Here is an 18944-nt window from a genome sequence, read left to right on the forward strand (position 1 = left end):
TCGTCCTTTACTAACTAAATTTGAATTAAACAGAACAAGTCGTACATTCTTCAAATGATAGATTTTTGGTACGCGTGTAGTATAAACTCTTTAACCCAAGATGATGGGCATATAAATAATATCTCACTAATTCTCGTGTACTGGTATGACTATCAACATAAAGTGTCGTACTAATCCCTTGATCAATATGAGGTTGTACCTGAGCTATTAATTCTAAAACCTTCATCATATCCATACGGTAGGCTGATTTATAGAAGAACATATTATCCTCTGCTAAATAAGGCATTGGATAATACGTTGTCGCATTTCCATAAGTTCGACGTTCCACTAAATCCACCACAGGTAAAATACTTGCCGTTGCATTTTGAATGTACCCGATACTTTGAGTTGGGGCAATTGCCAGACGGTAAGCATGATACATTCCGTTTTCTTTGACACTTTTAGCTAAGTGAGCCCAATCATTTTTAGTTGGAATGACCATCTCGTGAAATAGCTCCTTCACACGATCAGATTTAGGCGTAAAATCCTCTGTTAAATATAACTTAAAATACTCACCGCTTGCATAATCGGATTTTTCAAATCCAATAAATGAGCGACCTTTTTCCATTGCAATTTGCATGCTACGCTCAATTGAATAATAATTGACCATCATGAAATAAGTACGAACAAATTCCTTTGCTAATTCACTTTCGTAGGCAATTTTATTTTTGGCGAAGTATCCATGTAAATTCATGCTTCCAAGACCTACAGCATTTAATTCTTCATTTGCTTTTTGAATGCCTGGCGCATTTTTAATCTGAGACAAGCTCGAAACCGCTGTTAAAGCATCCATCCCAGCATAAACACTTTCTTTGAGCGCTCGTCTTTCCATGACATTCACAATATTTAAAGATCCTAAATTACAACTAATATCACGTCGAATTTGATCTTCTTCCCCATAGTCTGTTATGGTTGAAGTTTCTTGTAATTGGAAAATTTCTGTACATAAATTTGACATCTTAATTTGTCCAATTTCCTTTAAAGGATGGGCAGCATTCGCATTTGACTTAAAGACGATGTATGGGTACCCAGATTCAAATTGCATTTTTGCAATATGCGTCAATAATTTCCTTGGATCCAATTGACGTTTTTTGATTGCCGGATTTTGAACTAATTCATCATACACCTCATCTAAATTTAAATCATCTAAATGCTTTCCAGTCGCTAAAAACACCGTATGTGGGGCAAAAACATACATCGGTTGATTTTCTTTCGCTAGATTAATAAATTTACTCGGAACAATTAAGCCGATTGATAATGTCTGAATACGACTTTTTTCATCCGCATTAATTTTTTTAGTATCTAAAAATTCCTCAACATCCCAGTGGAAGACATTCAAATAAGCTGCTCCAGCCCCTGGTCGTTGCCCTAACTGATTAACATAACTAAATGAATCTTCAAGTAGCTTCATCACAGGCAATACCCCACTAGCCGCATTCTCAATTTCTTTGATTGACTCATTTCGAGCACGTAATTTCGATAAATTTAAGGCAACACCGCCCCCAATTTTAGAAAGTTGCATCGAGGTATTTAAATTATAAGTAATCGAGTTTAAGGAATCATCCATTTCAAGTAAAAAACATGACACCATTTCACCACGTCGTGCTTTTCCTGCATTTAAAAATGTCGGTGTCGCTGGTTGATAGCGTTGTTCAATCATCGCAATTGCAAATTCGAATGCTTTATTCACATCACCTTGTGCTAAATATAAGGCAACTGCAACGATACGGTCCTCATAATATTCTAAATAATATTGATGATCATTTGTTTTTAGAGCGTAATCTTTATAAAACTTTGATACTGCCATAAAAGACTGGAACTTAAACTGATAAGAAAAAACTTTTTCTTTAATCATGACAATCTCTTCAATGTGATACCACTTAAAAAAGTTTTCATAATAATGATGCTCAATCAGCCATTCATAACGTTCTTTCTCCGACGTAAAGGTCTTCATTTTCGACTTCACCTCAATTAAAAAAGCCTCCACGGCTAAGTGATCTTTTTCTAATTGATAAAAATCGTTTTGTTTTTGCATCAGTTCATTATTTAGTTGTATGTATTCTTTTTCCATATTTTCACCCTTTGATTTTCTTAAAAGTTGCAACTATTTCTCTTTTAAAAAGAAGTGCTTTTCCATCATAGCACGCTCGACGTTTTTTTCCTAATCATATGCGTCGAATTTTTATCATTGCTGTCCTTATTTAGTATTTAACTTTCAGTTAAACCTCATCCGATAAAAATAAAAAACGTATAAGGAGCCATTCCCTATACGTTTCATGAATATTAGTCTTCCTCTTTAACTAAATTTGTTGTTTCTGCTAAAGACGCAATTAAACCACTGACATTTTGAATTTCTGATGGAATAATTAATTTCGTTGCTTTTCCATCTGCAACTTGTGCTAATGCTTCAAATGATTTAATCGTTAATACTTCTTTTGTTGGACAAGATGCATTTAACATACGAAGTCCTTCAGCTGTGGCTTCTTGGACTTTAAGAATCGCCTCTGCTTCCCCTTCAGCACGTCTAATTTGTGCTTCCTTATCTGCTTCAGCTGATAAAATCATCGCCTGTTTACGCGCCTCTGCTTCAAGAATTTGAGACTCTTTCAACCCTTCTGCACGTAAAATATTAGATGTTTTTTCTCCTTCTGCTTGCAAGATTTTTTCACGACGTTCACGTTCTGCACGCATTTGTTTTTCCATCGCAGCCTGAATATCTTGTGGAGGAACAATATTTTTAACTTCGACACGATTAATTTTAATTCCCCATGGGTCCGTTGCTTCATCTAAAACAGAACGCATACGCGTATTAATAATGTCACGTGATGTTAATGTTTCATCTAATTCTAACTCCCCAATAATATTACGTAAAGTTGTTGCTGTTAAATTTTCGATTGCTGCAAATGGATTACTAACCCCATAAGTAAATAATTTAGGATCCGTAATTTGGAAAAAGACAACGGTATCAATTTGCATCGTTACATTATCTTTTGTAATGACAGGCTGTGGTCTAAAATCAATAACTTGTTCTTTTAATAAGACTTTATTCGCGACACGATCCATAATTGGAATTTTAACATGTAAACCAACATTCCAAGTGGCAGCATAAGCTCCAAATCGCTCGATAACATACGCATTCGCTTGGGGTACTACTTTAATATTCGATGCAATTAAAATAATGACAATAAAAATCAAAACTACAAAAATCCACATAAATCCATCTCCTATCGCTTTTTTATTTTACAATAACCGTAACGCCTTCAATTCGTAAAACTGTTACAATCTCATTTACTTCATACGTTTGTTTTGAATCAGATACTGTACGCCAAACTTTCCCCTCAAGTTTTACTTCACCTGCTTCATGAGGTAAGATTGTTTTGACAACAATCGCTTCTTTTCCAATTAACTCTTCTACATTTGTTTTATGTTGTCCAATTTTAAGCTTTTCAACTGCTACTTTACGTGTGGTTGAAACTAAAATTAAAGACACACACAAGAAAATTATTAATTGAATAAAGAAAGAATCGATGACAAAGGCAAACAACATCGCGATTAATGCTCCAATTGCAAACCAAATTGAAATAATCCCTAGCGTCATCGCTTCAACTACCCCAAATACAATTGCAACAATTAACCAAAGCCATGTACAAGACATTCCTAACACTGAACTAGCTAAGATCAACATCCGCCTCACTCCATTCTTCATATACCTTTTCATTATATCAAACTTACTTAAGGTTTAACACTTATTCCCAATTATTTTATTTTATTTCCTATCTTTTCTCGCACGGGGATGAGCCAATGCATAAGCTTGTCGTAAATGTTCTTTTGAAACATGCGTATAAATTTGCGTACTCGATAAATTTTCATGGCCTAATAATTCTTGAACCGAGCGTAAATCAGCCCCATTGTTTAACAAATGCGTCGCAAACGTATGACGTATCATATGAGGAGCCACCTTAATATGTTTCGCGGTTTGATTGGTCATTCGACTCAAAATATCACGAACACCTCTTTCTGTTAAAGGAGTTCCAAGGTGATTTAAAAATAATACATCGGTTTCTAGGTTAGATTTCTTTAATAATTGAGGGCGGCTTCTTTGTAAATACGCCTCGATTGCTTCAACTGCAAACTCGCCAATTGGAACATAACGATCTTTCCCACCTTTACCATGAATTAAAACCGTTCCAAGCTCAACATTTAATTGGGATTGCTTCATCTGACAACACTCAGAAACTCGAATTCCCGTTCCATATAATAATTCTAACAAAGCATAATTACGACATCCAAGAATTGAAGTTTGATCAATACTATCAAAAAGGGCTTGTAATTCTTCTTCATATAAAAACTGAGGCAACGTTTCTGCTTTTTTAGGGCCTTTCATAATTAAAAATGGATTTTGTTTAACCTGTTTTTCTTTTAATAAAAATTGATAATAGGAACGCAATGATGATAATTTACGACTCATCGTGCTTCTTGATAATTGGTGCGTATAACAATCATTCAAATAACTTCTCACATCGGAATAATCAAATTCAAACTCGTTAATTCCTTCTCGTTGACAAAAACTAAACCACTCTTTTACATCTCGCTCATAATTTAATAAGGTATGCTCAGAATAACGCTTCTCGTACTTTAAATAATCCATATATTTCAAAATCCATTCATTCATAGGATCCCTCCTGTTCAGATAAAGAAAACAGTCCCCTACATGGGAACTGCTTCACTCTGTTTCCGTTGGTAATGGTTCTAATTTTGAAATAAGTGACATTGCTTCTTTTTCAGTCACCGCCACGACATCATTTATTTGATCATTTTCTGCAATTTGCAACGTATTAGAATCTAATAGGGAGAGAGTCAGATAACTTTCTAAGCCATTCAAATACCTCACATAAAGGTTCATCACGGTTCCAGCGGAATATAAAACCTCATACTGTCCTCTTAGATAACTCCACTGCCCCTCTTCTTGTTTCATCATCTCGATGTGACCTTCAGAATCAAAATAATAAATTATCGGAATTTCATCAACCTCAACCATCCAATACCCGGTAATAGCTGTTAACTCCACTTCCTTTTGATACAATTGAGTGTTATGAAAGAAGATATTTTTATAGTGTCCACTTTGATCAACTATCACTTCTTTTACCCCTTCAAAGGGTTTATAGTAAATCTGCCCTTTTTTATGATAGTAGACCCCTTGATTACCTAGAGCAAACCCTGAAACAGATTCATCAATTTTTGTTGTTAAGCCTTTATATTCTAAATATAAGTCATTAATTGAATTCATATAAGCAACATGCGTCCCATTATAATCATATTGATAAACATCCTGTGCTACGACTTGTACTTGATGATTTCGATCAATTAAGTATAAGTCATCATTACTTTTATATGTCGCGCAATCTAATTCAGTGTCAATATTTATTTGTCCCACATTAGACCCTAAAAAAGTAACGTCAGAAGATTCAACATCTAATCCATACAATTCACTTTTATCTGTTAAATAATAAACGTATGTTCCTTGAGTCATGATCGAATAATTGATGACATTGGCAAGATGGATCGGGTCAGGATTAAGCGAAGACATCACCGTCATCGTCCCCATTCCACTTTCAAGATTTAACTCTGAAAAATAGACCATAGTTTCGAAATTTTTACTATAAGTTGGAAACATTAGCCAGTCTGTTACCTCATCAATCACTTTATAGGTCATGGCACGGTCATCAGCTAGTTTCACAACAATCCCTTGATTTTTTGCCCAAATCATCATGCTCTGATTAGCTTTTTCGAAACGATAAGCCATCACAGATGGTTGTTCATAAATAATTTTTCCATCGTGATTAATAACTCTTAAGGTATCTTGATCATCCTGTACAATAATGAGTTGACCATTCAAAGTCGTATCAAATAGTTTAACCGTTCCTTCAAATAAGATATTTGACTCTTCATCTTCAAGTAAATATAAATTTTGATTTTCTAATCCACTATAAACAATTTGATGACTCTCACCTAGGATTTTCAAATCGCTTGCAGCTGGAACAAATTGCGGTTTTTTATTTTCTAAAAACCAAACAATCCATCGATTATCCTTCTTTTGAATTTTAATCGTGTTCGTTGCTTTATCAAAATCAAAATAACTAACTTGATCCGATAACTTATATTGTACTAACGTTGGATCGAGATAAAATAAATCATTCTCAACTGTTTGCAAAAAAAGTCCCTCTTCAGAATGTTGACTTGTTAATTGGGACGCCCCTAAAGGGTGACTCAATTCTTGTTCGTTAGAACTTTGTTGTAGGATATCACTCGGTTGTAAAATTTCATTTCCTCGTCCCACACATCCCGTTAAAATAAAGAGAAGCCCCCATAAAGCAATAACCTTTCTCATTTCCCCTATTCACCCTCAATATCTTTAGATTAACTCAGCACATTCTTTAATTTTTTCAATCGCACGTGCAGCATATAATGCTTTTTTCTCTTTCTTTTTCACACGTCCTGGTAAATCTAAGAATAGACCAAAGTTTGCATTCATCGGTTGGAATCCATCTTGTGAGGTATGAGTAATATAATAAGCCATTGATCCCATAGCTGTTTCACGTGGGAACTCAATTAACGCTTCCCCTAAAATATACTTCGCCATATTAATTCCGGCTACCATTCCTGATGCCGCTGATTCAACATATCCTTCAACTCCTGTTAATTGTCCAGCAAAGAATAAATCTTCTCTTGCTTTAAATTGATAGGTTGCATTTAATAACACAGGTGAATTAATAAATGAATTACGATGCATGACACCATAACGGACAATTTCAGCATTTTCAAGCCCTGGAATCATTTGAACAATTCGTTTTTGTTCTCCCCATTTTAAATGGGTTTGGAATCCAACTAAGTTATATAACGTTCCCGCTGCATTATCTTGTCGTAATTGAACAACAGCATATGGTGTTTGGCCTGTTTTCGGATCTTCAAGACCAACTGGTTTCATCGGACCAAATAAAACAGTTTGACGACCACGTTTAGCCATGACTTCAATCGGCATACATCCTTCAAAGAAGACTTCTTTTTCAAATTCCTTAGCTGGAACGACCTCAGCTGTGATTAAAGCTTCATGCCAAGCATTAAATTCTTCCTCTGACATTGGACAATTCAAATAAGCTGCTTCTCCTTTGTCATAACGTGATTTTAAATAAACTTTATCAAAATTAATTGAATCTTTTTCAATAATAGGTGCTGCCGCATCATAGAAATAAAATGATCCTTGCCCCGTCATTTCACGAATTGTCTCACTTAAAGCATCACTCGTTAAAGGACCTGTTGCCACAATAGTCGGTCCTTCTGGAAGCTCTGTTAACTCTTCACGAATCACTTCAACATTTGGATGATTTGATAAAAACTCTGTAATATAGCCTGAAAATCCTTCGCGGTCTACAGCTAGGGCCCCACCTGCTGGAACTTTATGCATATCTGCAGCTGTCATAATTAATGAGTCTAAAATACGCATTTCTTCTTTTAAAACTCCAACAGCATTCGCTAATCCATCAGCACGTAAAGAATTTGAACAAACTAACTCTGCAAAATTTTGCGTATGATGAGCCGGTGTATTTTTAACTGGTCGCATTTCGTATAATTTAACTTGAATTCCACGTTTAGCTAGCTGATATGCTGCTTCAGATCCAGCTAAACCTGCTCCAATAACATTTACATATTTCATTTTATATTGCCTCCTAAGTTGCTAACTAATTTATTGCTACAAATGATGATTATATCACAAATCAGGCTTCCTGCTAATAACATTTGCAAAAGCACTGGCCACTCTGATAAAATTCCTCGCCACATTAAATGCAAAATCAGACAACAAGTCATCACCAACATCACTCGAATCGATTTTACTTTTAAATGATTTCTTTTTAACGCCAACAATTCCATTCCTTCTTTGAGAATAATCATCAACATAAATAATAGTTCAGACATCTTTACTCCTCTATATTTATTCCAACTATAGCATAGATGAAAATCACCATTGGCTATTTGCTCCATTATAACACATTCTGACAATATATTAGAACTACTAATAGTTTTCTGTCGTTCAAAACTTTTAGTGATTCTATCGTTACACCTTCCTATCAAATAAATCTAAGTCCTAAGTTTGATGATGGGTAATTTTTCTATATAGAGACAGTCTGAGTTAAATAAAAACTCATTGATGCTTGAGACGCACCAATGAGTTTTTTCTATTTTTCTTTGTAGTCACACTCTTTGTTTGAGCACTGAACTTCGTTTTTCTTCCCTTTAACTACTAATTGTTCCTGACATTTCGGACAAGTTTTTCCAATCGGTTTATGCCAAAGCGCGAAATCACACGATGGATATTGGTTACATCCATAAAAGACCTTTCCACGTCTTGTTTTCTTTTCGACAACTTCTCCTGTTTCACATTTTGGACACTTAACCCCAATTGAAACAGGTGCTGTCTCTTCTTTTTGTTCTTTTTTAATATACTTACACGTCGGATAAGCACTACACGCCACAAATTCACCATATCGACCTCGACGAATCACAAGTGGTGCGCCACATTCTGGACAAGGCTCACCAATCTCCACCGGTGCAATCTTTTCCATATTCTTTTGCGCATCCTCAAGCATTGGCATGAAATGATCATAAAACACTTTTAATTCGTCATACCAAACCTTCTGACCTTTTGCAATTTCATCAAGATTTTGCTCCATTCCTGCTGTATACTCAACATTAATGAATTCAGAGAAGAACTCTGCTAATTTATCACTCGTTAAAATTCCTTGATCCGTTGGTTTAAATTTCTTATCTTCAATGGCCACGTACCCACGATTCTTCAGTGTTTCCATCGTTTGAGCATAAGTAGAAGGACGACCAATTCCTAACTCTTCCATTTCTTTAATTAATTTAGCTTCAGAGTAACGAGCCGGTGGTTGTGTAAAGTGTTGTTGTGGTTCAACATCAAGTAACGATAAAACATCTCCTTCACTTAAACGAGGAAGCGCCGCATTTTTAGTTTCTTCATAGCTGTATACACGTAAGTACCCATCAAAAACTAAGACTTGACCATTTACACGGAATAAATAATCATTTGATTTCACTTCAATCGTTGTTGCTTCAACTGTGGCACTCTTCATCAAACTTGCGACTGCACGTTCCCAAATTAATTTATATAAACGTAGTTCATCTCGTTTCAAATAAGGTTTCATCTCATCAGGTGTTCTAGTCACCGATGATGGACGAATTGCCTCATGAGCTTCCTGTGCATTTTTTACTTTTTTAGCTGCCGTTGCTCCTGTTTTAACATAATTCGAACCATACGCCTCTTTAATATACGCTTTAGCCGCATCGACAAAGTTGTCTGCTAAACGAGTAGAATCCGTACGCATATACGTAATTAACCCGACAGTTTCTGAACCAACATCTACCCCTTCATATAACTTCTGAGCAATGGTCATGGTCTTTTTAGCATTAAATCCTAATTTACTAGCAGCCTCTTGTTGAAGAGTAGAGGTGATAAATGGTAATTTAGGTTGTTTTAATTTATTTTTCTTTTCAACCTTTTCGACCACATAAGGATCACTTAATTCTGAAAGAATTTGTTTAACCTCATCTTCATTGTGAATCGTCAATTTCTTATTGGCTTTTTTCATCAGTTCAGCTTCAATTTTAGCTTGTTCACGACCAAACATTGCATGGACAGACCAATATTCTTCACTAATAAATTTTTGAATTTCTTTTTCACGCTCAACAATTAATTTTAAAGCAACTGATTGCACACGTCCGGCACTTTTACTTTTGATTTTACTTTGAAGTAATTTACTTAATTTAAATCCGATGATACGGTCTAAAATACGGCGACTCTCTTGTGAACGAACTAAATCCATATCAATAGCACGTGGATGTTTAAAAGCTTCTAAAATAGCATCTTTGGTAATTTCATTAAAAACAACGCGACGATTTAACGAAACATCTAATCCTAATACATCTGCTAAATGCCAACTAATCGCTTCCCCTTCACGGTCGGGGTCAGTTGCAAGATAAACAGCATCTGAATTTTTAGCCGCTTGTTTTAACTCTTTAATCACTTTAGACTTTCCAGTCACATTTTTATAATTCGGTTTAAATTGGTCTTCTACATCAACCCCTAAACCACCAGGGCCTGTTGTGGCTAAGTCACGAATATGTCCAACACTTGAAAGAACCGTATAATCCTTTCCTAAATAGTTTTCTATCGTCTTAGCTTTTGCAGGAGACTCTACAATAACCAGATTTTTCCCCATCTTTATCACCTTTTCTATCAAAAATCAATCAATTTATGTATCCATTCATCAATCAGTCATGATGCAATGACTTATTTTCTTCATTTAACCCATCAATTATAACGTATCAAACTATTTGTTCTCTTGGTGTCAACTCATCGGTGTGATATGAATCAAAATAAAACACAAAAAATATTACTGGTTTATATCAAGCTTGTCAATATTTAAACTATAATTTAACAATATTATCGTCCTACCTTTACCGATTCTCTTCTTTTTTCCCCTAAATCCTCCAAAATATTTTTACTATATTTGGATTTATGTTATAATCTTTCAATAAATTATGATAAAAACCGGGAGGATAAATCATGAATAACTTTAAAAAAATGATATTTTCAATCATCACGCTTGGACTCGCTATCGGAGTGGTAGTGACCTTCATTTTCAAAGATCATCAGATCTTACAGCATAATTCAGACGTTGAGATACAACCTGAAGCCATTGAAGAAGAACATTTAGCTAATCAAAAGGTCATGTATTTAACATTTGATGATGGTCCAAGTGAGTACACTAAAAAAATTGTCGATATTTTAGATGAACACCAAGTTCCTGCAACCTTCTTTTTTATTGGAAAAAATGTCGATGGAAAAGAAGATTCGGTTCGTTATGCTGCCAAGCATGGTCATACGATTGGCCTACATTCAATCTCTCACAATCGTGATGTGATTTATAACGAAGCAGAACCTTATAAACTACTTGAAGAGTCTTTAGAACTCCAATCTTATCTTGAACCCTTAATTGGTTATAAAACTGTTATTATTCGCCCCCCTTATGGAAGCTCTTTTATGCCTGATGTTATTTTTAATAACGTTGGAGAAGCCGGATTCAAAATTTGGGACTGGTCAATCGATACCAATGATTGGCGTGAAGAAACAACCGTCGAATCGATTATGACCTTTTTAAATGAGTTTCCTGCGGGGGAAAGAGAGATATTACTTGAACACGAGCTTCCGATTACTCTAGAAGTATTACCTCTGATTATTTCCCACTATAAAGAACAAGGCTATCTCTTCAAAGCCTATAATCAAGACGAGCACTTTCCTTATAATTTCCATCTAAATGATAACTATTAAAAAAGGTGAGGCTAACAGCTGTTAGTCTCACCTTTTTTCTTTCCTCTATAACGGATAAATCATCTTTAATTCATCTAATATCTCTTTATAATCAGTTAAACAATTCGCTCCTTCTTTAATTAATTCTAAACTCCCTTCTGAATAGATAGAATTATATTCTCCTGGTAAAGCATAAATAATTTTTCCATCGTATAAAGCCTGTTTGGCTACATGCGTCATTCTTCCTTCTTTAGTTGCTTCAATAATCATTAAAATATCACTCAAAGCTGTAATAATTCGATTTCTCAGGTAAAAATGTTGTCGCCCTATCGGAATATGCGGGGGAAACTCACTGATAACTAAATGTCCCTTTGCCATTAATTGATAAAGTTGATAATTTTCCGACGGATAAATTCTTGAAAATCCAGACGCTAACACGGCAATACTTTTTCCATTTTTAGAAGAGACATGATGTGCAATCGCATCAATCCCTAAATCCAAGCCCCCAACTATCACGATGTTTTGGTTAATTAATTGAGCAACTAAGGTCTGGCATGATTTCATTCCATAAGTTGAAGGCCGATTCGTTCCCATAATTCCAATTTTTTTCTCTTTAAGTAAGTTAAGGTCTCCTTGATAATACAAGACAAAGGGTGGCATTTCCATTTGTTTAAAATAACTGGGATATTCCTCATCAACAATCGTGACAATTCTAGTTTGAATGTCATCAAATAAGGATTCAGCTGATGGTTCAATAGAAAACTGTGTTAATTTAGGATCTTGTCTTAATGCCTCATACATTAAAAACCAATTTCCACGCTTCAGAATACTTAACTTTATTAATCGATTTCGCATTGTCATATCATCACCTACTGTGATATACGCTTTACTTGTCTATTTTCCTTCTGAAAAGATAAAAAAAAGAGCTTATATAATTAAAAGCTCTCTTAATCTAATTAAATTTTGAACGAATTGGTTCAAATGACTTACGATGTTCAGAAATAATTCCATGTTGCTCGATAGCTAGTAAATGTTCTTTTGTCCCATATCCAACGTGGCGTTCAAACCCATATTGCGGATAAGCTGAACCTAACTTCTTCATATAGGCATCACGTGTTACTTTGGCAATAATACTGGCTGCTGCTATCGAAACACTTTTAGAATCACCTTTAATAATTGATGTTTGAGGAATATCTAATCTCGGTAGACTCATAGCATCTAGTAATAAATGTTGAGGTTTAGGATTTAATTTTGAAACGGCTCGTTCCATTGCAATTTTAGTTGCCTCATAGATATTATATTGATCAATTTCTTCACTCGTACAAATTCCAATCCCAATACTAATCGCATTCTTTTTGATTTGCTCATAAAAATATAGTCGTTTAGGCTCTGATAATTTCTTAGAATCATCAATTCCAAACAACCAACAATCTGCAGGTAAGATAACAGCTGCCGCAATAACCGGTCCCGCTAACGGTCCACGTCCAACCTCATCGACTCCGGCAATTAATTCGATTCCACTGTAACGCAATTCATTTTCATAAATTGACATCGTAATAAATTTTTGAAACTCATCATATTCTTTTTGAATCTTATTTTCATACTGTTTTAGTAGTTTTTGAACGCTCGTACGTCCATCTTGTTTTAATTCATCTATAAATACTTCATCAACAACATCTTGTTGTAAGATTCTTTTTATTTCCTCTACCGTGTACTTTTCACTCATTGTGCAGCTCACCTTTCCAATTAAAAAGCGATAACTTATTCATTCTACCAACGTTTTGTAAAATAGTCAACATTGTCAGTAAAAGTGCCTAAATTTCTAATTTTAAACCTCTATCTTCCATTTTCAAACTTTTTTAATTTTAACATCATTTTTATCCAATTTCTACATCATTTTAAATTTGTTTCTCATTTATAGACAAAATTCTTCTTTTTTCTCAAATCAAATAAAAAGGGTTCTATAATATTTGGTGTTGCTAACTAAGCAACGCCTTTTTTATGGCATCAAAAAAAGAGACATCAAGTCTCTATCCTGTTACAATGTTATCGGCTAAAACAATATTGAAAGGATAATTTTTGATGTCTCACTCATATTCTACTAGAAAATTTTTAAATATTAAAGATAAAAATATCATCTTTCCTGAAGATTATTTTGAAGAAGTTAAATTAAATGGGATCACTAGCTTTGTTTTTAAGGGAATCTTATCTTACCAACCCACTCATTGTGAACACTGTGGAACTCTTTTTGATTCCAATTTTAAAAAGCATGGGTTTAAAACTTCTCGAATTATCATTCCAAAAGTATCACTCCATGATACCTATTTAGTTTTAAAGAAACAGCGTTATTATTGTGGGCATTGTCAATCCACCTTTACATTAAAAACATCTATTGTTGAAAAGAACTGTTATATTTCTTACAATACGAAACACGCGATTGCTTTAGAAGCTCAAAATAAAATTTCAGAGTGCGATATTGCCCGTCGCCATCAAGTTTCTCATTCAACCGTTAATCGGATCATTCATAGCTTTTATGAATCTCAAACTTTGAACTTTAATGATCTACCTGAAAATCTTTGTTTTGATGAATTTAAATCGGTAAAATCGGCTGAGGGTCATATGTCTTTTATCTTTTGTGATGCAGATACCAAGCAGATTATTGATATCATTGAAGATCGACGCTTAACCTCTCTTCAGACTTATTTCAAGCGATACACAAAAGAAGCTCGTGCGCGTGTGAAACATATTGTCACTGATATGTACGCCCCTTATATCAGTTTGATTAAGGAGCTTTTTCCTCATGCCAAAATTGTCCTTGATAAGTTTCACCTCGTTCAACATATCTCCCGTGCACTCAATAAAACACGTATTCGATTAATGAAAAAATTCAAAAAACATGGTCGTAAATTCAAACGTTACTGGCGACTATTTTTAAAATCACATACCCTACTCGATACCACAACTTATCGATCTGTTTATTGTTTTAAGCAACCGATGCGTGAAATAGATATCTTAAACTTCCTTCTCGATTTATCACCCGAATTAAAAGCAACTTATGAGCTTTATCAAGATTTACTATTCGCCATTCAATCGAAAAATGTGAATCGATTTAATCACTTACTTGAAACAGAACATCCAATGATTTCACCCGAACTTCAAACATCTTTTCAAACCTTTAAAACCTATGCTTCTTATATCTACAATACTCTGACTACTCCCTATACTAATGATCCTATTGAAGGAATCAATAATAAAATTAAAGTCATCAAACGTATCGCGTTTGGATATCGCAGCTTCTATCATTTCAAATCAAGAATTCTTATGATTCAAAATCTAACTAAACCCAAAAGAAAAATCCTAGCAGCATAGCTACTAGGATTTCAATTCGGTCGTTCATTGTAATAGGTTACAAATTAATCAGCAACACTATTTGACAAAGAACCATAAAAAGAGAATGAATTCCTAATCTTAGAACTCATTCTCTTTCTATCTAGACAGAAGTATTTTTAAAATTAGACTTCATCCTGAAGCCTTGTTACAAATAAAGCACACTTTAATTCAAATAAAAGCTTCCCAAGTCCGAAAACTTATCTAAATTTTTATCCTTTATTCACTGACCGTTTCTTGATTTAAATCTTTTGGACATTCAAATGATAGTCGTCCTAATTTTAGGCTACGAATTTCACGTAATAAAATTTCATAAACTTTATCATAGTCAACAATTCCACCTGATTGCAAGAACCCACGTTTCGTTCCAATTTCCTCTAGAACCGCTACTTTATCTTCGAAGTTCCCACTTAAATGGTAACGTTCAATTAGGCGCTGTGGATAATGTTGAATTAAATAGTCTAACGCATATAAAATAATATGATCAAGGGTTAAAATCGTATCCTTAATTGCACCCGTTACTGCTAAATTATAACCCACACGTTTTTCTTCAAATTTAGGCCATAACACTCCTGGTGTATCTAATAACTCTAGCTCTTGTCCAACTTTCACCCATTGTTGAGCTTTTGTAACTCCCGGACGGTCTCCAGTCTGAGCCGCTTTACGTTTAGCTAAATTGTTCATCAACGTTGACTTTCCAACATTTGGGATACCTAAAATCATCGCACGAACTGGGCGAGGACGTAATCCTTTCGCTTTTTCTTTAGCGAATTTTTCCTTTAAAATTTCTTTTGATGCCTCTGTTATTTGCTTAATCGCATTTTGGTGAAGAGCATCAATCGTAATTGCAGGTTGACCTTGCTCTTTGAAATAATTAAGCCACTGTTGTGTGACATTAGGATCAGCCATGTCCACTTTATTTAAAATGATTAATTTTGGTTTATGTTTAATAATTTCATTCATCATTGGATTACTTGATGAATACGGAATTCGTGCATCTAGTAATTCAAACACAATATCCACTAATTGTAATTTTTCTTGAATTTGACGGCGAGCTTTGGCCATATGCCCTGGAAACCATTGTACTGTCATCTTGTCACTCCCTAAGCTGTATTTTAACCTATCATCATAGGTTTTTAAGCTTTAAAACTTTAATTAATTTCGTTTACTTCTACTATTATAACTTAAAAAATCCAAAATTTCGACCAAAGTTTGATTACTCAACTTTACCAAAATGTGATAAAGGCCATTGAATCCAGGTCGCTTTACCAAGGATTTGATCTTCACTAATCAAACCAATATGACGACTATCTTTACTATGTGGACGATTATCGCCAAGTACTAAATAATAGCCTTCTGGAATCACATCGCAAGGATCAAACTGACAAATTTCTTGTAAGGTGAAATCAAATGTAAAATCATCCACATATGATATGATTTCTTTTCCTGCCTCTAAAAAAGGTTCGGCTATAGGTTGATTATCAATATAAAGCTGATCATCTTCATAACGGACGGTTTGTCCTGGTAATCCAATCACACGTTTAACATAGTAAACATCTGGCGAATATTCAAATACGATAACATCAAAGGCTTTGGGTTTATAATTAAATTCCCATAAAATAACTGAGTCTTCATGGTGTAAGGTTGGATACATAGAAGGCCCATCTACTTTTACAGGTGTAAAAACATACTTATGAACAAGTGTTACGATAATAAAAATAATAACAAATGTTTTTACCCAATCAAATATCTCTAGTAATACTTTTTTCATTCCTTTCACTCCACACGTTTATTTTGTATCGTCAGTTCTCTCAAACGATTTAAAAATAAAAATTTTGCTACTTTTTATTATACGCCTTCTTAACTGGACACATTCAGTTTAATGTTAATTTTACCATAAAGTTGAAGTTTTTCATAAAAAAAGATGCCCTAAAACAAGGTTTTTAGGACATCTTCGTTGCAATTGAGGTAATTGTTTTAAACTAAAACTATCGACGCTCTTTAATACGAGCAGCTTTAGCTGATAAGCTACGGATGTAGTTAAGTTTTGCACGACGAACTTTACCACGACGAGTAACTTCGATTTTTTCGATAACTGGTGAATGTAATGGGAATGTACGCTCAACACCACATCCGAAAGATACTTTACGAACTGTGAATGTTCCACTGATTCCTTTTCCATTTTGACGTTTTAAAACTAAACCTTCGAATGCCTGAATACGCTCACGGTTACCCTCTTTGATACGTACGCTTACACGAACGTTATCTCCTGCGCGGAATTCTGGTAAGTCAGTTTTTAAATAAGATTGTGTTAATTCATTGATTAATTGTTGACTCATTTGTCTACACGCTCCTTCATCGCAAATTCATTCAGTTAGCCTTCTAACTCAGCGGAATTTGGTGTTTATGCTCCAATGGCACGTCATGAATCATATCATAAACAACTCTTCAATTCAATCTTTTTTTATAAATATTTTTCAAAAAAGGTTGTTTTTTCGAGGGCACCTGACGAGCTTAGACCACATTTTTCTACAATATGCAAAACTTGTCTTCGGCTAATAAAAAAAGATAGCGTCGGCTATCTCTTATTTCTCATTTTCAAACTTTTCAATGATTTTTTGATCGGCTTCACTCAATTCGTGATGCTTTAATAAATCAGGACGACGAGACCACGTACGATAAAGGGATTGTTCATGACGCCACTTTTCAATCTCTTTATGATTCCCTGACATTAAAACAGGCGGAACTGTCATTCCTCTAAAATCAACCGGACGGGTATACTGTGGAAACTCTAGTAATCCCATTGAAAATGAATCATTTTCATGAGATTCCTGTTTTCCTAACACATCAGGAAGCAGACGAACAATGGCATCTGTCATCACCATCGAAGCAAGTTCACCACCTGTTAACACATAATCACCAAGTGATAATTCATCAGTCACTAAATGTTCTCGAATTCGTTCATCAAAGCCTTCATAATGACCACAAATAAAAATCAGATGCTCCTCTTTTGATAATTCTTCTGCTTTCGCTTGAGTAAAAGGCTCTCCCTGAGGACACATCAAAATAATACGAGGATTCGCGCTACTATTTTGACACACTGATTCAACCGCATCAAAAATCGGTTGAGGCGCTAAAAGCATTCCCGCTCCACCACCATACGGATAATCATCTACTTTTTTATGTTTGTTTTGTGAAAAATCACGGAAATTCACTGTATTTAGTGTCACAGCTCCACGATCTTGGGCACGTTTTAAAATGGAACCATTAAAAACTCCTGAAAACATTTCAGGAAATAAAGTTAAGACATCAATCTTCATTATAATAATCCTTCTAATACTTCAATGATAACTTCTTTGGCTTCAACATCAACCGATTTAACCACATCTTCGATGTATGGAATTAACGCATCTTTTTGACCTTTACGCTTAACCACCCAAACATCATTCGCACCTGTTTCTAAAATTTCAGTAATTTCTCCGATTTCTTCACCTGTTGTTGCTTTAACTGTGCATCCAATGATCTCAAAATAATAAAACTCATTTTCATCTAAATCATCTAAATTTTCAGCCGATACTAATAAATCACAACCTTTATATTTTTCAACATCATTAATCGAATTTAAATGTTTAAATTTTAATAAGTCTGCGCCTTTATGTTCACGATGCGTCGCAACTATAACTTCGATGTACTCACCATTAAACTCAATAAACAACTGACTTCCTTTTTTAAAACGTTCCTCTTTAAAATCACTATTTGAAACAACCTTAACCTCACCTTGTAAGGCATGCGTGTTTACAATTTTACCAACTTGTAAAAATTCCACAATAAAAACCTCCTATAAAAAGTGCCAATTAAAATCAAATCGACTTAACTCGCAACCTTTCAACAACATCTATCTTTATTATGGTAATACAAAAAACAATTTTATACAATAAAAAGGTGGAGAAGAACGTTTAACTCCGAACAAAAGTTAACAGACATCTCCGCCTCGCCTTTTGAGGTGTTAGGTGGATGGAACTTTATGGAGGAGTTGTTCTTCGAAACTAGATTAAATAAAAAGGCGGGGCCCCACACGTTTTTATTCCTCCTTTGGTGGGGTAATAAGAAGAACGTTTAACTCCGAACAAAA

General features: G+C 34.6%; 17 protein-coding genes. 2 read left to right on the forward strand and 15 right to left on the reverse strand.

Annotated features, from left to right (window positions below; all coding sequences use genetic code 11):
* Positions 1-25 precede the first annotated feature (25 nt).
* From nrdE to topA, 8 genes are all read right to left on the reverse strand, one after another.
* Entirely contained in the window at positions 26-2110 is a 2085-nt protein-coding gene (gene nrdE, locus HLK68_RS13740; RefSeq protein ID WP_006783775.1) for a class 1b ribonucleoside-diphosphate reductase subunit alpha, read from the reverse strand.
* Positions 2111-2322: 212 nt separating this feature from the next.
* Positions 2323-3252 (reverse strand): SPFH domain-containing protein, encoded by a 930-nt coding sequence (locus HLK68_RS13745; protein ID WP_006783776.1) that lies wholly within the window; start codon positions 3250-3252, stop codon positions 2323-2325.
* A gap of 22 nt (positions 3253-3274) precedes the next feature.
* Entirely contained in the window at positions 3275-3724 is a 450-nt protein-coding gene (locus tag HLK68_RS13750; RefSeq protein WP_229040029.1) for an NfeD family protein, read from the reverse strand.
* Positions 3725-3805: 81 nt separating this feature from the next.
* Entirely contained in the window at positions 3806-4711 is a 906-nt protein-coding gene (xerC, locus tag HLK68_RS13755; RefSeq protein WP_006783778.1) for a tyrosine recombinase XerC, read from the reverse strand.
* A 51-nt stretch (positions 4712-4762) separates the two neighbouring features.
* Complete coding sequence (locus tag HLK68_RS13760; RefSeq protein ID WP_006783779.1) at positions 4763-6427, reverse strand: hypothetical protein; 1665 nt, start codon at positions 6425-6427, stop codon at positions 4763-4765.
* Positions 6428-6451: 24 nt separating this feature from the next.
* A complete protein-coding gene (trmFO, locus tag HLK68_RS13765; RefSeq protein WP_006783780.1) occupies positions 6452-7750 on the reverse strand; it encodes an FADH(2)-oxidizing methylenetetrahydrofolate--tRNA-(uracil(54)-C(5))-methyltransferase TrmFO in 1299 nt (432 codons plus the stop codon).
* Complete coding sequence (locus HLK68_RS13770; protein ID WP_006783781.1) at positions 7747-8010, reverse strand: hypothetical protein; 264 nt, start codon at positions 8008-8010, stop codon at positions 7747-7749. Before HLK68_RS13770 ends, trmFO begins: the two co-directional genes overlap by 4 nt.
* A gap of 260 nt (positions 8011-8270) precedes the next feature.
* The gene (gene topA / locus HLK68_RS13775) at positions 8271-10334 is read right to left on the reverse strand and encodes a type I DNA topoisomerase (RefSeq protein ID WP_055163662.1); all 2064 of its coding nucleotides are present in this window, start codon (positions 10332-10334) and stop codon (positions 8271-8273) included.
* Positions 10335-10681: 347 nt separating this feature from the next.
* Between topA and HLK68_RS13780 the strand changes: the two genes are divergently transcribed.
* Positions 10682-11446 (forward strand): polysaccharide deacetylase family protein, encoded by a 765-nt coding sequence (locus HLK68_RS13780; RefSeq protein WP_009606632.1) that lies wholly within the window; start codon positions 10682-10684, stop codon positions 11444-11446.
* Positions 11447-11491: 45 nt separating this feature from the next.
* Here HLK68_RS13780 and HLK68_RS13785 read toward each other — a convergent pair whose 3' ends face one another.
* Positions 11492-12286 carry a DNA-processing protein DprA gene (locus tag HLK68_RS13785; protein ID WP_006783784.1) on the reverse strand — a complete coding sequence of 265 codons (795 nt, stop codon included), beginning with the start codon at positions 12284-12286 and terminating at the stop codon, positions 11492-11494.
* 91 nt (positions 12287-12377) lie between these two features.
* A complete protein-coding gene (locus HLK68_RS13790; RefSeq protein WP_055163659.1) occupies positions 12378-13151 on the reverse strand; it encodes a ribonuclease HII in 774 nt (257 codons plus the stop codon).
* A gap of 356 nt (positions 13152-13507) precedes the next feature.
* Between HLK68_RS13790 and HLK68_RS13795 the strand changes: the two genes are divergently transcribed.
* A complete protein-coding gene (locus HLK68_RS13795) occupies positions 13508-14794 on the forward strand; it encodes an ISL3 family transposase (RefSeq protein ID WP_170837683.1) in 1287 nt (428 codons plus the stop codon).
* A 237-nt stretch (positions 14795-15031) separates the two neighbouring features.
* Here the strand turns inward: HLK68_RS13795 and ylqF are convergent, their stop codons facing one another.
* From ylqF to rimM, 5 genes are all read right to left on the reverse strand, one after another.
* The gene (gene ylqF, locus HLK68_RS13800; protein WP_006783786.1) at positions 15032-15904 is read right to left on the reverse strand and encodes a ribosome biogenesis GTPase YlqF; all 873 of its coding nucleotides are present in this window, start codon (positions 15902-15904) and stop codon (positions 15032-15034) included.
* Between the two features lie 124 nt (positions 15905-16028).
* A complete protein-coding gene (lepB, locus tag HLK68_RS13805) occupies positions 16029-16583 on the reverse strand; it encodes a signal peptidase I (RefSeq protein ID WP_006783787.1) in 555 nt (184 codons plus the stop codon).
* A 217-nt stretch (positions 16584-16800) separates the two neighbouring features.
* Positions 16801-17151, reverse strand: a complete 351-nt coding sequence (gene rplS / locus HLK68_RS13810) for a 50S ribosomal protein L19 (protein WP_006783788.1) — start codon at positions 17149-17151, stop codon at positions 16801-16803.
* Positions 17152-17397: 246 nt separating this feature from the next.
* Positions 17398-18132 carry a tRNA (guanosine(37)-N1)-methyltransferase TrmD gene (trmD, locus tag HLK68_RS13815; RefSeq protein WP_006783789.1) on the reverse strand — a complete coding sequence of 245 codons (735 nt, stop codon included), beginning with the start codon at positions 18130-18132 and terminating at the stop codon, positions 17398-17400.
* Positions 18132-18638, reverse strand: a complete 507-nt coding sequence (gene rimM / locus HLK68_RS13820) for a ribosome maturation factor RimM (RefSeq protein WP_006783790.1) — start codon at positions 18636-18638, stop codon at positions 18132-18134. Before rimM ends, trmD begins: the two co-directional genes overlap by 1 nt.
* Between the last annotated feature and the right edge of the window lie 306 nt (positions 18639-18944).

It is taken from the genome of Turicibacter sanguinis, assembly GCF_013046825.1.
GTDB classification, from domain to species: Bacteria; Bacillota_I; Bacilli_A; order MOL361; family Turicibacteraceae; genus Turicibacter; species Turicibacter sanguinis.

Excerpts from the sequence above, each read along its gene's own strand:
- nrdE (WP_006783775.1), bottom strand. The coding sequence starts at position 2,110 with ATGGAAAAAGAATACATACAACTAAATAATGAACTGATGCAAAAACAA.
- lepB (WP_006783787.1), bottom strand. The coding sequence starts at position 16,583 with ATGAAAAAAGTATTACTAGAGATATTTGATTGGGTAAAAACATTTGTT.
- trmD (WP_006783789.1), bottom strand. The coding sequence starts at position 18,132 with ATGAAGATTGATGTCTTAACTTTATTTCCTGAAATGTTTTCAGGAGTT.
- topA (WP_055163662.1), bottom strand. The coding sequence starts at position 10,334 with ATGGGGAAAAATCTGGTTATTGTAGAGTCTCCTGCAAAAGCTAAGACG.
- HLK68_RS13770 (WP_006783781.1), bottom strand. The coding sequence starts at position 8,010 with ATGTCTGAACTATTATTTATGTTGATGATTATTCTCAAAGAAGGAATG.
- xerC (WP_006783778.1), bottom strand. The coding sequence starts at position 4,711 with ATGAATGAATGGATTTTGAAATATATGGATTATTTAAAGTACGAGAAG.
- HLK68_RS13760 (WP_006783779.1), bottom strand. The coding sequence starts at position 6,427 with ATGAGAAAGGTTATTGCTTTATGGGGGCTTCTCTTTATTTTAACGGGA.
- HLK68_RS13795 (WP_170837683.1), top strand. The coding sequence starts at position 13,508 with ATGTCTCACTCATATTCTACTAGAAAATTTTTAAATATTAAAGATAAA.
- trmFO (WP_006783780.1), bottom strand. The coding sequence starts at position 7,750 with ATGAAATATGTAAATGTTATTGGAGCAGGTTTAGCTGGATCTGAAGCA.
- HLK68_RS13785 (WP_006783784.1), bottom strand. The coding sequence starts at position 12,286 with ATGACAATGCGAAATCGATTAATAAAGTTAAGTATTCTGAAGCGTGGA.
- HLK68_RS13750 (WP_229040029.1), bottom strand. The coding sequence starts at position 3,724 with ATGTTGATCTTAGCTAGTTCAGTGTTAGGAATGTCTTGTACATGGCTT.
- HLK68_RS13780 (WP_009606632.1), top strand. The coding sequence starts at position 10,682 with ATGAATAACTTTAAAAAAATGATATTTTCAATCATCACGCTTGGACTC.
- rplS (WP_006783788.1), bottom strand. The coding sequence starts at position 17,151 with ATGAGTCAACAATTAATCAATGAATTAACACAATCTTATTTAAAAACT.
- HLK68_RS13745 (WP_006783776.1), bottom strand. The coding sequence starts at position 3,252 with ATGTGGATTTTTGTAGTTTTGATTTTTATTGTCATTATTTTAATTGCA.
- ylqF (WP_006783786.1), bottom strand. The coding sequence starts at position 15,904 with ATGACAGTACAATGGTTTCCAGGGCATATGGCCAAAGCTCGCCGTCAA.
- HLK68_RS13790 (WP_055163659.1), bottom strand. The coding sequence starts at position 13,151 with ATGAGTGAAAAGTACACGGTAGAGGAAATAAAAAGAATCTTACAACAA.